Origin of the sequence: Kocuria tytonicola (assembly GCF_003687455.1) — a bacterium.
GTDB lineage: Bacteria > Actinomycetota > Actinomycetes > Actinomycetales > Micrococcaceae > Kocuria > Kocuria tytonicola.
Window position 1 is genome coordinate 1 of record NZ_PHOA01000063.1, and the last position, 14,204, is coordinate 14,204.

Here is a 14,204-nt window from a genome sequence, read left to right on the forward strand (position 1 = left end):
GTGCTGGGACGGGAGGCTCTGGGGCGGGGTGCTTTCGCTCGGCCCGCCGCGGGCGGTGTCCGCGGTGAGCCGCAGGAACATGTCCTCCAGGCGCGTGCTGTCCGCGGGGCGCAGCAGGGTGAGGGGCACCCCGGCGTCGAGGGCCACGCGACCCACGCGGGCGGCGTCGGCCTCGATCTCCGCGGCACCGTCCGTGCGTCCCGAGAAGCAGATGCCGACGGCGCTCAGCGCGTTCGCGAAGGCCGTCCGGTCCTCGGCGTCGGCCACGCAGCCCGGGCGGGTGGTGAGCAGGTCCGTCATGCGGCCCTGCGCCACGATGCGGCCGTGGCCGATCATCACGAGGTCGTCCGCGATGAGCTCCACCTCGTGCAGCAGGTGAGAACTCAGCAGCACGGTGCCGCCCCGGTCCGCGAAGTCCCGCAGCAGCCCGCGCATCCAGTGGATGCCGGCCGGGTCCAGGCCGTTGGCCGGCTCGTCCAGGACGAGCACCTGCGGGCGGCCCATGAGCGCCCCCGCGAGGCCGAGGCGCTGACGCATGCCCAGGGAGTAGTTCTTGACCCGGCGGGAGGCCTCGGAGCGTTCCAGGCCCACCAGGTCCAGCATTTCGTCCACACGGGACCGGCCCATCCCGGTGATCGTGGCCGCGAGCTGCAGCACCTCCCGGCCGGTGCGCCCGGGGTGCTGGGCGGCGGCGTCGAGCATGACGCCCACGTGGCGGCTCGGGTTGGGGAGGTCCTCGTAGCGGCGGCCCAGCACCAGGGCGCTGCCGGACGTGGCGGGCGTGAGGTGGGTGAGCATGCGCAGGGCGGTGGACTTGCCCGCGCCGTTGGGCCCCAGGAACCCGGTGACCCGGCCGGGCTGCGCCGTGAACGAGATGTCGTCCACCGCGGTGAACCCGCCGTAGCGCTTGGTCAGGTGCTCGATCCGAATCATGCCCTCCATCCTGACGGTTGGACGGGGCGAGACCGCGGAGGTGGGGGATGCAGGCGAGTCCCGTGGGGCTCCGCGGCAGGGATGAAGCGTCTACGCGATCAGGCGGACAGGGTTCTCATGCGCGCTCGACGCGTGAGCGGAAGATCCGCTTCCACCAGGGACGGTCCGGCCCACCGGCGGCCGACTCCCACGCGTCGAAGTCGATGCTGATTCCCGGGCCCACCGCGTCCTGCACCCGCTCCGCGAGGCGCTCGCCCTCACGACGGTGGGCCTCGCGCTGCTCTTCCGTGGGCCGGCCCTCGAAGGGGTCGAAGTGCTCGTCGAAGTTCCGGGTCCAGACCAGGATGTCCGCAGCGAGGTCGGGTGGCAGCTGGAAGTCCTCCTCAGCCAGAAGGCCACCCTCTCCCCAGAAGGGCCAGGGGCATCCGTACTCGTTGAACATGCGGATGGTGGGTTTGGTCGTCATACCGCCCCTTCTTCCGTCGACGCGTGGTGTGTTGATTTTCCCGGCACGTGCAGCGGAAAACAACGGCCAAGCGGTCAGTGCGTTCCGTCGGTCGATGACAGGCGTCTGATCCCCCAGGTGCCCACCGCGGGTTCCCGGGATGACACCTCGCCCGTTCCGATGCCCTGGGCAGGAGGGGACCCGGCCCCTGCTACCGTGACCGGGGCCACCGTGAGGGGCCCACCGTGTGATAGCAGGCCATGGCCCTGCCCTGCCTGCCCCGAACCGGGCGACGAAAGGACCTGTGACTGTGTCTGCCGAGAAGAACCGGAGCTGGTGGCGGCGCTATCTGGCGTTCCCGTTGATCTACAAGCTCGCCATCGCCCTGGTGCTGGGTGCTGTGGTGGGTCTGCTGGTGGGTCCGGCCATCGCGGTCATCGAGCCGCTGGGGACGGTCTTCCTCCGGCTGCTGCAGATGATGGTCGTTCCCGTGGTGGTGTTCACCCTGGTGGTCGGTGTGTCGTCCGGCAGTGCAGGACAGTTCGGCCGCGTGGGGGTGAAGATCATGGTCTACTACATGCTCACCACCGTGGTGGCCATCACCCTGGGGCTCGCGCTGGCCTCCCTGGTGCAGCCCGGCGCGGGACTCGTGCTGCCGGACGGTGCAGGGGCGGAACCGAAGGAGGCACCTCCCCTGAAGGAGGTGCTGATCAACATCGTGCCCACCAACCCCCTCAGTGCCATGGTCGAGGGGGACATGCTGGCCGTCCTGTTCTTCGCCCTGGTCTTCGGACTGGCCCTGGGCGTCCTGCGGAACAGCGAGGACGAGCGGCTGGCCGGTCTCGGCGAGAACATGCGCCGGTTCTTCGAAGGCGGCGCGGAGGTCACCTTCATCGCGATCCGCGGCATCCTGGAGTACGCGCCCATCGGCGTGTTCGCGCTGCTGGCCGTCACCCTGGGCGAGACGGGCATGGACGCCGTGGCGCCCCTGGCCATGCTCACCGCCACGGTCTACGGCGGGGTGGCCGTCCAGGTTCTGCTGTACTGCGTGCTCCTGCTGCTGTTCGGCCACTCGCTCCGCCGGTTCTTCTCCGCGGCCAGGGAGCCCATGCTCATGTCCTTCGTGACGCGTTCGAGCAGCGGGACCCTGCCCGTGTCCATGCGCGCGGCGGAGAAGATGGGCGTGGACGAGGGTGTCTACGGCTTCACGCTGCCCCTGGGTGCCACCATCAACATGGACGGCACCGCGGTCTACGTGGGGGCCTCCGTCATCTTCGTGGCGAACGTCGCCGGGGTGGACCTGAGCCTCACGGAACTCGTCAGCGTGGCCCTCGTGGGGGTGCTCGCCTCCGTGGGAACGGCGGGTGTGCCCGGGGCGGGACTCATCATGCTCTCCCTCGCGATCACCCAGGCGGGTCTGCCGTTCGGCCCGGTGGCCCTCGTGGCCGGCATCGACGCCTTCCTCGACATGATCCGCTCCCTGTGCAACGTCACCGGCGACCTCGCCGGCTCGCGGATCGTGGACGGCGGCGGGCGGAAGAAGCGCCGGTCCCGCACCGCAGGACCGGGCGCGGTCGGCGGTTCCACGCCCGCTGTGGCCGCCGACTGAGCCACCGAAGGCGGGCCCGCGGTACGACGCCGCTCGGAACCCTTCCTGCCGAACCGCGCCAGCCCGGAGGGGGGCCCACCACACCGCGCCCGCGCGGATCGGTAGCATGAGCCGGGCCGGTGACCGTCCGGCGTCGACGTCGAGAGAGGACACCCCATGGCCTTCGTCTGCAGCGCCACCTGGACCGCGAAGCCCGGCGAGGAGGAGACCGTGCGCGACGCGCTCGCCCAGCTCTCCCCGGCGGCGCGCGAGGAGCCCGGCAACCTCTACTACCAGGCGTACCAGAGCCCGGAGGAGCCCACCGTGTTCCGCATCTTCGAGGTCTACACGGACAAGGACGACTTCACAGCCCACGTGAACTCGGAGCACTTCGCCCGCTGGGGCGTGGGGCAGGCGATCCCCGCGCTGGAGAACAACGAGCACGAGACGTACCAGACGCTCGATTTCTGACGGGCCGCGCGTGACCAACCACGACGGGACGACGCCGCCGCTACGCCCGGACCCTGCCTGGGCCGTGGCCCTCAGCGAGGTCTTCCAGGCGCCGCTCGTGCTGGCCGTGCTGCTGGTGGTCCTGCCGTGGACCGCGCACGGGAGCGTCGGGGCACTGCTGTGGGGCGGGGCCGCGGCGCTGGCGGTCTGCGGGGTCTCGCTCGCCACGGTGACGGTGCTGGCGCGCCGGGGTGTGCTCACCGACCACCACGTGAGCGTCAAGGAGCACCGCCGCCCGGTCATGGCCGGCACGTTCCTGCTGGTGGCCGTGTTCCTGGCCGTCACCCTTGCGTTCCGCGGGCCCGTGGAGATCACGGGCCTGCTCACCGCCACGCTCGCGGCCAGCGCCGTGGTGGCCCTGGTGAGCCCGTGGTGGAAGATCTCGGTGCACGGCATGATGATGGGCGGCACCGCGGCGATCCTGCCCCTGGCATGGGGGCCGTGGGGTCTGCTCTTCGTCCCGGTCGCGGTGGCCGTCTGCGTGAGCCGCCGCGTCCTGGGCGCGCACACGTGGCCGCAGCTGGTGGCGGGTTCCGCCTACGGGGTGGTGTTCCTGGGCGGGATCTACGCCCTCGTCGCGGGTTGATCCTGCCGCGCCGTCCCGGACCACGACGACGCCGCGCCCCGCCCGGACAGGCCGCTCCGGATCACGACGCCGCCGCCACCGCACGGCGAGTGCGGCGCTGGGACTCAGGCGGCGCCGTCGGCACCCTTCTTGGCCGCGAGAACAAGGGGAACCGCGGCGGCCAGGATGGCCACCGACGGGATGACCCCGAGCCACGGAACCAGCCCCGCGGGGCCCAGGAAGACCAGGGCCAGACACACCAGGTCGAGAACGAGGATCGCCAGACACGCGGTTCTGGCCACCGGGAGGGCTGCGGCGTGACCTGCGCGCCAGGCGGCGTCACTGCGCTTCGTGGCTTTGGTGCGGATGCCCACGGCGCCGTTCCGTCCCATCTCCCCGCTGGCCCCCATGCGGGTGACCATGAAGAGGATGCCGAGCACCACCACGGACATGACGATGCCGATGAGGGCTCCTGCGCTGGAATCGTCCATGCGAGGGACGATACGCCAGGGGTCCCATGGCGGTGGCCCACGACTGGGGATACCGGCGACATGAACCCTTCAGGGGCCACCTGGAGATTGCCGGGACTATAAATTCGACCCATGACGACCTCAATTGCCCTCCGGCCCTTGAGCGTGACCGATGCTTCTGAGATGGCGTTGGTCCTGGCCGATCCCGAGCTGTACTGGTACACGGGCGGCGAGCCCCCGAGCGTTGAGGGCTTGGAAGGGCAGTACGCGGTGCAGACCCGTGGCCACTCATCAGACGGAACCGAGCGATGGCTCAACCGCATCGTGGTGGCGGGACCGGAAGAACAGGCGGTGGGCTACGTGCAGGCCACCGTTCCACTGGACGGCTCACCTGCGGAGATCGCCTGGGTCGTCGGGGTCCCGTGGCAGGGGCGCGGATACGCGCGACGAGCGGCGGCGCTCCTGGCGGGGGAGCTGCGCGATCAAGGCGTTGAGAGGATCGTGGCGCACATCCACCCGGACCATGCGGCCTCTCAGCGGGTGGCGCGTGGTCTGGGGATGGAGCCCACTGGTCTTGTGGTGGAGGGCGAGGTCAGGTGGGTGGGGGCGACTGCCTGACAACGTGCTCACCGTTGGCGCGCTCCGGGTCGAACGCTTCCGCCCCTGGGATGTCTGAGCCTGCGCGTCAGTGGCTGAAAAGCGGCTCCGCGGGTTCTCGGACGTGCATGTCGTGCAGGGTTGCGGCAGGAAAGGACACTGCAGAGGTGGAGGGAGCGAGCGGCGTCGTCAGCCCAGCGCCACCAGGAGCCCGGCCGCGATGAGGCCGCTCACCACGACCCACCCGGTGACGAGCAGTGTGGTGCGCACCCCGAAGTGGCGGGCGACCATCACGATGGACGGGATGCTCAGCGCGGGCAGGGTGATGAGCAGGACCCCGGTGACGCCATAGCTGGCCCCCGCGGCGGTGAGACCCACGAGCACGGGAATCTCGCCGCCCGTGGGGATCACCAGCGCCGCACCGATCACACCCACCAGGAGCAGGGCGAGCGGCCCGGCGTGCTGGCTCAGGACGGCAACGTTCGAGAGCCACCCGGAGAAGAACCCGACGAGCAGGACGAGCACCACGTACTCCGGGACCAGGACCACCAGGTAGCGGCCCAGGGCCTTCCCGAAGCGGACGAGCATCTCACCCCAGGTCCGCGGATCGGCGGGCAGGGCGTCGGGCGTCTCCACCTGCACCGTGGAGAAGCGCCGGCTCACGAGCACGGCCGCGACCAGGACCACCACCACGCCCACGACCACGCGCGTGGTCACGAACGGCCAGGACATGGTGAGCCCCAGGAACACGAGCACCGCGGGGTTGAGCAGGGGGTTGGCCAGCCAGTAGGCCACGGTCGCGCCCGCGGGTGCGCCGGAGCGCCGCAGACCGATGGCCACGGGGGCCGTGCAGCACGTGCACATCATGCTGGGCAGAGCGAGCAGCGCTCCCGAGATGCCCTGCCCCCAGGACGTCCTGCGGCTCAGCACCCGGAGCAGCCAGCGGCGCGGCACCAGGGACTCCAGTGCGGCGGCCACCAGGAGGGCGACGAGCGCGGCCTTCCACACGGCCTTGAGGTACACGACGGTGAAGTCGAACGCGCCCTGCAGGGACGGCGTGGAACCGGCCGCGCCGAAGATCGCCTTCCCGTCCCACACGCCGGTCTCAGCCAGCTTGTGGGCCTTGAGGTCGTACGGGAGCCACTTGGCCCACATCAGCCCGGCCACCAGGATCCCCAGGGTGAGGGCGAGCCCCGCCCAGCCCATGCGCTTTTCGGGGGTGGCGGTCTCGGGGGTTTTGACGGGCGCGGTCGTGCTCACGGGGGCCTTTCGAAGCGGGGGCTGGGCGCGTCGTCGTCATCGGGGGACGACGACGCCGGGCCAGCCTACGCCCGAGCCTCGCCTTGCCGGTGCGGTGGGGGGCAGGGCGGGGACCATCTCCAGGCCGGTGCGCCGAAGCCCCTCACTCACCCCGCAGCGACGGGAAGTCCGTGTCCGCGTACTCCACGGACTCGCCGGACCCGGAACCCTTCGCCGCCGCCTCGGGCCCGCCCGGCGTCGTACCAGCGCCCTCCAGCGTGTCCGGGTGCAGCAGCGCCTCCCGGCGGCGCAGCTCCACGCGGCGGATCTTGCCGGAGATGGTCTTGGGCAGCTCGGCGAACTCCAGGCGGCGGATGCGCTTGTAGGCCGCGAGGTTCACCCGGCAGTGGTGCAGGATGCTCTCTGCGGTCTCCGCGGTGGGCTCGTGGCCGTCCGCGAGCACCACGTACGCCTTGGGCACGGCCAGGCGGATGGGGTCCGGGGAGGGAACCACGGCCACCTCTACCACGGCGGGGTGCTCGATCACCACGGACTCCAGCTCGAACGGGGACAGCCGGTAGTCGGACGCCTTGAACACGTCGTCCGCGCGGCCCACGTACGTGAACACCCCGTGGGCGTCCCGGGAGACCACGTCACCCGTGTGGTAGACGCCGTCCCGGAACGCGTCCGCCGTCTTCCGCGGGTCCCCGTAGTAGCCGGGGGTGAGCCCCACGGGCCGGGGGTCCAGCCGCAGGCACAGCTCGCCCTCGGTCTCGTTCTCCTCGTCGGTGTTCGGGTCGATCAGCACCACGTCGTAGCCCGGCAGCGCACGGCCCATGGCCCCGGGCTTCACGGGCATCCCCGGGGTGTTGGCGATCTGCAGGGAGGACTCGGTCTGACCGAACCCGTCCCGGATGTCCGTGCCCCACGCGGCCTTCACGCGCGAGATGATCTCGGGATTCAGCGGCTCCCCGGCGGACACGGTCTTGCGCGGCGGGTTCTTGAGGTGGCTCAGGTCCGACTGGATGAGCATGCGCCACACCGTGGGCGGCGCGCAGAACGAGGTCACGTGCTCGCGCTCCATCTGGTCCATGAGCGCCACCGCGTTGAAGCGCGTGTAGTTGTAGAGGAACACGGTGGCCCCGGCGATGAACGGCGCGAAGAAGTTGGACCACGCGTGCTTGGCCCACCCCGGGGACGCCACGTTCAGGTGCACGTCCCCCGGCTCCAGGCCGATCCAGTACATCGTGGACAGGTGCCCCACCGGGTAGGACGTGTTGGTGTGCTCCACGAGCTTGGGCAGGGACGTGGTCCCGGACGTGAAGTACAGCAGCAGGGTGGCGTCCGCGGGGGAAGGCTCCAGCACCTCGAACGTCTCCGGCCCGTCAAAGGACCGCGCGTAGTCCAGCACACGGTGCCCGCCGATCGGTTCCAGCTCCGACCCTCCGGACGACGACGTCGCTGCGCCGCCTTCCCCGCCCGCCGCACCGTTCGGGGTGCTCGCGGCTGCGCTCTCACGGGCTGACCCGGAGCTGGACTCGGCGGCGGACGCGGAGCCGGCCGGGGCGGCGTCGTCGTGCGCCGGGTCCATGGCGGGGGAGGCGAAGGCATTAGAGGTCGGGCGCACCCGGTGGTCGGGCTGGTCCGGGACCACCACCAGCGTGAAGTCCCCGGGGACCTCCGCGAACTTCAGGGCGTTGCCGCGGGAGGTGACCACCCAGGAGGCATTGCCGCGGTCCACGCGGTCCCGCAGGTCGTTCTCCCCGAGCATCACGGTGGTGGGGATCATGGGCGCACCGAGCTTGGTGCACGCGAGCATCGTCTCCCACAGCTCCACCTGGTTGCCGAGCATGAGAATCACCCGGTCCCCGCGCCGCACGCCCTGCTCCCGCAGCCACGTGGCCAGCTGGGAGGAGCGCCGGGAGAGCTCGGCGTAGGTGCGGCGCGTCTGGGTGCCGTCCTCCTCCACGATCACCAGCGCCTCGCGGTCTGCCTCCTCGCCCGTACCGAGGGCGTCGAACCAGTCCAGGGCGAAGTTGAAGTGTGTGTACCGCGGCCACTCGAACTCGGCGTGCGCGGCGTCCAGATCGGTGCGCAGCCGGACCAGCTGGTCCCGGGCGGCGCGGAAGCGCTCGGTGACGGACTGCTCGGGTGCGGTGGACTCGCTCATGGGCTCCTCGTTCCAGGTGCTGGGCCCCGGTGCCGCGCTGGCGAACCGCGAGCGGCACGGTGACCATGCGGCTGCCAGGGGTCCGGGGGCGAACTTTCCCCCAAGGTACTGCAGGAATGCGTGGAGATGTGGTCCGTGTCACGGGAAATATCGAGGGGTCGAGGGAACGTGCCGGTCGGGTCTCGCTGGGGAGTGCGCTCCGCACGGCAAGGCGCTGCAGTGAGGGTCGAGGGACGTTGCGGACCCGCCCGCCATGAGCGGACCGCGCGGCACGGTCGGAAGGATCCCGCAGCGGATGGGTGCCCGCTGCAGTCTGCCCCTGCAATCCAGGAGCGGCTGTGACGTGAACAACTCCGCGCGGGCCCGTACGATCGGCCGGGACAGCAACCACGCGGCGTCGTCCGACGCCGGGAACGCACGAGCGCAGGAGCGAGCATGGAGATCACGGGAACCTCGGCCATCGTCACGGGAGCGGCCTCCGGGCTGGGAGCGGCCACCGCGGCGCGGCTCATCGCGCTCGGCGCGCACGTGGTGGGCATCGACCTGCCGGGCGGCATCGAGAAGGCTCCTCAGGTGGAGGGGCTCACGTACGTGGCCGCGGACGTGACGAACGAGGACGAGGTGCGGGCCGCCGTCGCCCGGGCCGCGGAGATCGCCCCGCTGCGCACCGTGGTGAACTGCGCCGGCATCGGGCCCTCCGCGCGCGTGGTGGGCCGCAACGGCGTGCACGACCTCGCGCTGTTCGACCGCGTGGTGCGCATCAACCTGGTGGGCACGTTCACGGTGCTCGCGCTCGCCGCCGAGGTGATGACCGCCCAGGAGCCCGTGGACGAGGCCGGGCAGCGCGGCGTGGTCATCAACACCGCGTCCGTGGCCGCGTTCGAGGGGCAGATCGGGCAGGCCGCGTACGCCGCGTCCAAGGGTGGGGTGCACTCCCTGACCATTGCCGCCGCGCGCGACCTCTCCTCCAAGGGTGTGCGCGTGATGACGATCGCCCCCGGCATCGTGGACACCCCCATGCTCGGCAGCGTGGGCGAGGACTTCCGTTCCGCGCTCGCCGAGTCCGTGCCCTTCCCGCACCGCCTCGCGCAGCCCGCGGAGTTCGCGCAGCTGGCCGGGATGATCGTGGAGCACGACTACCTCAACGGCGAGACCATCCGCATGGACGGCGCGCTGCGCATGGCGCCGCGCTGATCCGCGCTGCCGCGCGCTTGCCTCGCCCCAGACGGGCACCCCCGGGCGATGACGCCGCACGGTCCCGCACATGACGATGCCTCGTCACGGTCCACCCGTGACGAGGCATCGTCATGTGGCCATCAGAACCCCGAGGTCCTGACCTGCGCGGGGCCCCGGGGGGTCGTGCCGCTGAGGTCGGCGCGGCCCCCGGGGAGCAGGATGCAGCTCAGTCGACCGTGAGCACGATCTTGCCCACGGCGTGGCCCTCCTGGCTTGCGGCGAACGCCTCCGGGAGCTGCTCGAGCGGGAATGTGCGGTCCACGCGGACGGCGAGCTTGCCGGCGTCGGCCAGGCGGGCGAGCTCGGTGAGCTGCTCGGAGTCCGGGGTGACCCACAGGTAGTGGCCGCCGTTCTCCGCCACCGAGGGGTCCGCGATGGAGCCGTGCTGGCCGCCCTCGGCGAGCACGGCCAGGGTGTCCTCCAGGACGCCGCCCACGAAGTCCGCGACGACGTCCACGCCATTCGGGGCGAGCTCCCGCACGCGCTCCGCGAGGCCCTCGCCGTACTCCACGGGCTCGGCGCCGAGCTCGCGCACGTAGTCGTGGTTGCGGGCGGACGCGGTGCCGATCACGCGGGCGCCGAACGCCTTGGCGATCTGCACACCCATGCTGCCCACCCCGCCGGAGGCCGCGTGGATCAGCACGGTCTTGCCCTCCGCGAGGCCCAGCCGGGTGAGCACCTGGTACGCGGTGAGCCCCGCGAGCGGCAGGCCACCGGCCTCTTCCCAGGACATGGCCTCCGGCTTGGGGGCGAGCGCCCGCACGGGCACGGAGACGTACTGCGCGAACGTGCCGCCGTGGACCCAGTCCTTGCGGGCGTAGGCGATCACCTCGTCCCCCTCGGAGACGCCGGGGGTGTCGAAGCCCTTCTGCGTCACCACACCGGCGACGTCCCAGCCCGGAACCACCGGGAACTGTGCGTTCATCACGGGGTCCAGCCCGCCGGACATCACCTTCCAGTCCACGGGGTTGATCCCCGCCGCCTTGACCCGCACCAGGACCTCGCCGGGCCCCACCTTGGGCAGGGGCTGGTCGGTGAGCTCCAGGACGGACGGGTCGCCGTACTGCTGATAGGTCTGTGCCTTCATCGTGGTCATGTCCGACTCAACGGGATCGGGCGGGAGCCTTATTCCATGCCGCGGCAAGTTCTTCCGTGCGCGGGGCGCGCTCCCTGCGCTGTCCGCCTGGCGACGTCGCACGGTCGCCCCGGTCCCGGTCCCGGCCCTCGCGTCTCAGGCGCTGATCAGCGCAATCCCCGTGAGCACCGCCGCGCAGCCGACGAGCCGCGGGACCAGGCGGTTCTCCTTGTGGATCCACCAGGCGAGCAGTGAACCCACCACGATGCTCGACTCCCGCAGCGGTGCCACCAGCGCCACCGGCGTGGACTGCATGGCGAACAGCACCAGGATGTACGCGAGCGGGGACAGCAGCCCCACGGACACGATCTTCCCCCGGTCCAGCCTCCAGGACTCCACCATCTGCTCCCGCTGCCGCCACGCCTTGGGGGTCAGGGTCAGCACGAGCACCACGGAGGTGAGCGCGAAGTACAGCACGGGCGGAAGGTCCAGGGCGGTCATCGAGTGGTCATCCCACAGGGTGTACCCGGCAATGCACGCACCCACCGCGGCACCCCAGAGCACGCCGGTCAGGGCGGAGCCGCGCCTCGGGGCGGGTGCGGCGTCGTCGTGCGGTGCGGAGGGGCTGCCCCCGGCGGTGTCGCCAGCAGCGCCACCGGCGGCCGCGGCGTCGTCCTCGGAGGAGGCGGCGGCAGGGGAGGTGGGAGTGCCGAACGTGGCCACCACGGCCACGCCCACCAGGACCGCGACGGCGCCCGCCGCGGCGGTGAGGGAGAGCTGCTCGCCCAGGAGCAGCACCGCCACGAACATCGTGATCATGGGCCCGGTGCCGCGGGCCACGGCGTAGACCACGCCCAGGGGCGCGCGGTCGTAGCCGGTCTGCAGGGCGATCCCGTAGACGGTGTGCAGCAGCCCGGAGACCACGGCAGCGCCCACGAGCGGCCACCCCCAGGACTGCCACGCGCCGGGCTCCAGCAGGCTCACGGGAACGAGCACGATTGCCGAGACGAGCCCGTACCACCACACGAACAGCGTTCCGTTGCCGCGGACCCCCTTGGCGAGGATGTTCCACACGGCGTGCACCACGGCGGCCAGCAGGATGAGGGAGACGCTGAGAGTCGACATCACCACCATTGGAGCGCACGGGGAAGGGCCGGGGCCAACCGGGTGGCGAAGTGTGTCAGCAGGAGGTGGCTGCACCCCGACCCCCGGGTGAACGGTTCGTGAACTCCGGTGCTGCTCACTCGCCCCGGAGCGTCATGAGCTCGGCCATGGCCGCGACCGTCTGGCGGGCGATGTCCGTCCTGTTCTCCACGTGCAGCTTGAACATGACCCCCTCGCCCAGGGAGATGACCAGCTCCGCGGGAATCGTGGTGCGCCCACTGAGCCTGAGCAGCTCGCGGGCCTGCGCCTCGAGCCGCACGCGCTCCGCCGCCAGCACGGTGGCGAGCTCCGCGTTCTCCCGGGTGGTGTCCACGAGCCAGCACAGGGTGCCCCGCAGGTCCTCGTCCCCCAGGGCGCTGCCGGTGATGACCCGCAGCATGCGGTGCGCGGTGAGCTCCGCGTCCGGGCGGGTGCCGTCCTCGGCGGCCTCCCGCAGGACGCGCTGCGCCTCGGCGTCCCGGCGGGTCTCGATGTCCTCCACGCACGCGCGCAGCAGGGCGTCCCGGGTGGCGAAGTAGTAGCGGATGGAGCCGTTGGGCACACCCGCCCGCTCGGCCACCTGGCGGTGGGTCACGGCGGCCGTCCCACCGCGCGCCAGCAGCTCGCACGCGGCGGCGAGGATGTCGGCCCGGCGCTCCACGGCGCGGGCCTGGGTGCCGGTCATGGTCATCACTCCCAAAACTAGTACGGGCGTACAACTATGCTATATCCTCGTCCCGTGCCACCCGCCGTGCGGGCAGAGACAGCGAGAAGGCCAGCGCCGCCATGACAGCCACCCTTGACACCTCCCAGGAGAGCACGGCCCCGGACGGGGCCCCACGCTCCTTCCTGCTCTCCCTCGCCGCCGTCCTGGGCGTGGGGCCGTTCGCCATCGACATGTACCTCGCGTCCCTTCCCCAGATCGGCGCGGACTTCGCCGCCCCGTCCTGGACCGTGCAGCTCACCCTCACCGGCTACCTCGTGATGCTCGGCGCCGGGCAGCTCGTGGCGGGGCCCGTGACGGACGCGTTCGGGCGGCGTCGTCCCCTGCTGCTGGGCCTCGCGGTGTTCATCGCGAGCTGCCTGCTGGCGGCGGCGGCCCCGAGCATGGCCGTCCTGGTGGTCGCCCGCATGCTGCAGGGCGCGGGTGCCGCCATGGCGTTCGTGGTCATCAACAGCGCCGTGCGGGACCGCGTGACGGGCGACGCCGCCACCCAGGCCTTCGCGGTGCTCGTCACCGTGACCTCGGTGGTGCCCATGATCTCCCCGGCCGTGGGCGGCTGGGTGGGCCAGTTCTTCGGGTGGCGCCCGGTGTTCCTGGTGCTCGCGCTGATCGGGCTCATCGCCCTGGGCGTGGTGTTCCGGTGGCTGCCGGAGTCGCTGCCGCCGCAGCGGCGGGTGGCCCTGAACTTCGGGCCCGTGCTGCGCGCGTACGCCGGGCACCTGGGCTCGTGGCGCATGCTGCTGCCGCTGGGGGCGCTCGCGGGCAGCTTCGTCTACCTGTTCTGCTACCTGGGCGGGGCCTCCTACGTGTACCAGGGGCACTACGGGGTGGGCCAGGCGGAGTTCGGCATGATCTTCGGGGTCACCGGCATCGCCTCGGTGCTGGGCGCGGTCATGGGCCACCGGCTGGCGTACCGGATGAGCACGGGCAGGCTCGGTGTGCTCGGCGTGCTCGTCATGGTGGCGGGCGGCGTCCTCTCCACCGCGGCGGCCCTCTTCTCCGACTCGCTGCTCCTGCTGGCCCTCGGCGTGGGCTTCGGGCTGCTGGGGCTGGGCGCGTGCGAACCCGCGTTCATGTCCCTGTGCATGTCCTCGGCCACCGAGAACGTGGGGGCGGCCTCCGCGCTGCTGGGCGCCACCCAGTTCCTCGCCGGCGCGCTGACGACGGCGCTCATCGCCTTCCCCGCCTCCGCCGCCTCCTGGGCCTGGGCCGTCACGATGCTCGGCGTCGCCCTCGTCTCGCTGCTGCTCGCGGGCCTCGCGGCGCGCCGGGAGAGGTCCGCGACCGGGCAGGCGGACGCGGAGGCGTGACCTGCGGGGCGGGTTTCTGAGGGGGGCGCTCACAGACCAGTCCGGCGCGCTGCTCTGCCTCACCCGCGCCACCTGGAGGTGGTGGGCGCCGGTCCTCTATGATCAGCGTCGAGTACTTGCCGTGTCACCGACAACTCAGGAGCAGACCATGCCCGCATCCCCCGCTGAAAGTGCCCGGAGCACGGAACCGCCCCTGCGG

14 protein-coding genes are annotated in these 14,204 nt (G+C 71.6%); 6 read left to right on the plus strand and 8 right to left on the minus strand.

The window, feature by feature from the left end; all coding sequences use genetic code 11:
* Positions 1 to 933, minus strand: a 933-nt coding sequence (locus CWC38_RS07895) for an ABC transporter ATP-binding protein (RefSeq protein WP_206059878.1), incomplete at its 3' end; no start/stop codon positions are given.
* Positions 934 to 1,048: 115 nt separating this feature from the next.
* Entirely contained in the window at positions 1,049 to 1,399 is a 351-nt protein-coding gene (locus CWC38_RS07900) for an immunity protein CdiI family protein (protein ID WP_240625157.1), read from the minus strand.
* Positions 1,400 to 1,688: 289 nt separating this feature from the next.
* On the opposite strand from CWC38_RS07900, the gene CWC38_RS07905 reads away from it, so the two are divergent.
* The 3 genes from CWC38_RS07905 (at position 1,689) to CWC38_RS07915 (ending at position 4,062) form a co-directional block, all read left to right on the plus strand.
* On the plus strand, positions 1,689 to 2,987 hold the full coding sequence (locus tag CWC38_RS07905) for a dicarboxylate/amino acid:cation symporter (protein WP_240625158.1): 1,299 nt from the start codon (positions 1,689 to 1,691) through the stop codon (positions 2,985 to 2,987).
* Positions 2,988 to 3,143: 156 nt separating this feature from the next.
* Positions 3,144 to 3,437 carry a putative quinol monooxygenase gene (locus tag CWC38_RS07910; RefSeq protein ID WP_121846239.1) on the plus strand — a complete coding sequence of 98 codons (294 nt, stop codon included), beginning with the start codon at positions 3,144 to 3,146 and terminating at the stop codon, positions 3,435 to 3,437.
* A gap of 10 nt (positions 3,438 to 3,447) precedes the next feature.
* The gene (locus CWC38_RS07915; RefSeq protein WP_240625159.1) at positions 3,448 to 4,062 is read left to right on the plus strand and encodes a hypothetical protein; all 615 of its coding nucleotides are present in this window, start codon (positions 3,448 to 3,450) and stop codon (positions 4,060 to 4,062) included.
* 104 nt (positions 4,063 to 4,166) lie between these two features.
* Here CWC38_RS07915 and CWC38_RS07920 read toward each other — a convergent pair whose 3' ends face one another.
* Positions 4,167 to 4,532 (minus strand): SdpI family protein, encoded by a 366-nt coding sequence (locus tag CWC38_RS07920; protein WP_121846240.1) that lies wholly within the window; start codon positions 4,530 to 4,532, stop codon positions 4,167 to 4,169.
* 111 nt (positions 4,533 to 4,643) lie between these two features.
* Here CWC38_RS07920 and CWC38_RS07925 point away from each other — a divergent pair, with 111 nt between their 5' ends.
* Positions 4,644 to 5,129, plus strand: coding sequence for a GNAT family N-acetyltransferase (locus CWC38_RS07925; RefSeq protein ID WP_121846241.1), 486 nt, complete (start codon positions 4,644 to 4,646; stop codon positions 5,127 to 5,129).
* A gap of 168 nt (positions 5,130 to 5,297) precedes the next feature.
* Here the strand turns inward: CWC38_RS07925 and CWC38_RS07930 are convergent, their stop codons facing one another.
* The gene (locus tag CWC38_RS07930) at positions 5,298 to 6,368 is read right to left on the minus strand and encodes a permease (protein WP_121846242.1); all 1,071 of its coding nucleotides are present in this window, start codon (positions 6,366 to 6,368) and stop codon (positions 5,298 to 5,300) included.
* A gap of 142 nt (positions 6,369 to 6,510) precedes the next feature.
* Positions 6,511 to 8,517 (minus strand): AMP-binding protein, encoded by a 2,007-nt coding sequence (locus CWC38_RS07935; protein WP_121846243.1) that lies wholly within the window; start codon positions 8,515 to 8,517, stop codon positions 6,511 to 6,513.
* A gap of 435 nt (positions 8,518 to 8,952) precedes the next feature.
* On the opposite strand from CWC38_RS07935, the gene CWC38_RS07940 reads away from it, so the two are divergent.
* Positions 8,953 to 9,711 (plus strand): SDR family NAD(P)-dependent oxidoreductase, encoded by a 759-nt coding sequence (locus CWC38_RS07940; RefSeq protein ID WP_121846244.1) that lies wholly within the window; start codon positions 8,953 to 8,955, stop codon positions 9,709 to 9,711.
* Between the two features lie 208 nt (positions 9,712 to 9,919).
* Here CWC38_RS07940 and CWC38_RS07945 read toward each other — a convergent pair whose 3' ends face one another.
* From CWC38_RS07945 to CWC38_RS07955, 3 genes are all read right to left on the minus strand, one after another.
* Positions 9,920 to 10,840 carry an NADP-dependent oxidoreductase gene (locus CWC38_RS07945; protein ID WP_206059879.1) on the minus strand — a complete coding sequence of 307 codons (921 nt, stop codon included), beginning with the start codon at positions 10,838 to 10,840 and terminating at the stop codon, positions 9,920 to 9,922.
* 144 nt (positions 10,841 to 10,984) lie between these two features.
* On the minus strand, positions 10,985 to 11,953 hold the full coding sequence (locus tag CWC38_RS07950) for a DMT family transporter (protein ID WP_121846250.1): 969 nt from the start codon (positions 11,951 to 11,953) through the stop codon (positions 10,985 to 10,987).
* A gap of 115 nt (positions 11,954 to 12,068) precedes the next feature.
* Positions 12,069 to 12,656: a TetR/AcrR family transcriptional regulator gene (locus tag CWC38_RS07955; protein WP_240625160.1), complete on the minus strand. Its 588-nt coding sequence runs from the start codon at positions 12,654 to 12,656 to the stop codon at positions 12,069 to 12,071.
* 101 nt (positions 12,657 to 12,757) lie between these two features.
* On the opposite strand from CWC38_RS07955, the gene CWC38_RS07960 reads away from it, so the two are divergent.
* On the plus strand, positions 12,758 to 14,005 hold the full coding sequence (locus CWC38_RS07960; RefSeq protein ID WP_121846246.1) for a multidrug effflux MFS transporter: 1,248 nt from the start codon (positions 12,758 to 12,760) through the stop codon (positions 14,003 to 14,005).
* The last annotated feature ends 199 nt before the right edge of the window (positions 14,006 to 14,204 follow it).

Coding starts and splice junctions, on each gene's coding strand:
- CWC38_RS07920 (WP_121846240.1), bottom strand. CDS start 4,532: ATGGACGATTCCAGCGCAGGAGCCCTCATCGGCATCGTCATGTCCGTG.
- CWC38_RS07910 (WP_121846239.1), top strand. CDS start 3,144: ATGGCCTTCGTCTGCAGCGCCACCTGGACCGCGAAGCCCGGCGAGGAG.
- CWC38_RS07945 (WP_206059879.1), bottom strand. CDS start 10,840: ATGAAGGCACAGACCTATCAGCAGTACGGCGACCCGTCCGTCCTGGAG.
- CWC38_RS07960 (WP_121846246.1), top strand. CDS start 12,758: ATGACAGCCACCCTTGACACCTCCCAGGAGAGCACGGCCCCGGACGGG.
- CWC38_RS07950 (WP_121846250.1), bottom strand. CDS start 11,953: ATGTCGACTCTCAGCGTCTCCCTCATCCTGCTGGCCGCCGTGGTGCAC.
- CWC38_RS07900 (WP_240625157.1), bottom strand. CDS start 1,399: ATGACGACCAAACCCACCATCCGCATGTTCAACGAGTACGGATGCCCC.
- CWC38_RS07955 (WP_240625160.1), bottom strand. CDS start 12,656: ATGACCGGCACCCAGGCCCGCGCCGTGGAGCGCCGGGCCGACATCCTC.
- CWC38_RS07935 (WP_121846243.1), bottom strand. CDS start 8,517: ATGAGCGAGTCCACCGCACCCGAGCAGTCCGTCACCGAGCGCTTCCGC.
- CWC38_RS07925 (WP_121846241.1), top strand. CDS start 4,644: ATGACGACCTCAATTGCCCTCCGGCCCTTGAGCGTGACCGATGCTTCT.
- CWC38_RS07940 (WP_121846244.1), top strand. CDS start 8,953: ATGGAGATCACGGGAACCTCGGCCATCGTCACGGGAGCGGCCTCCGGG.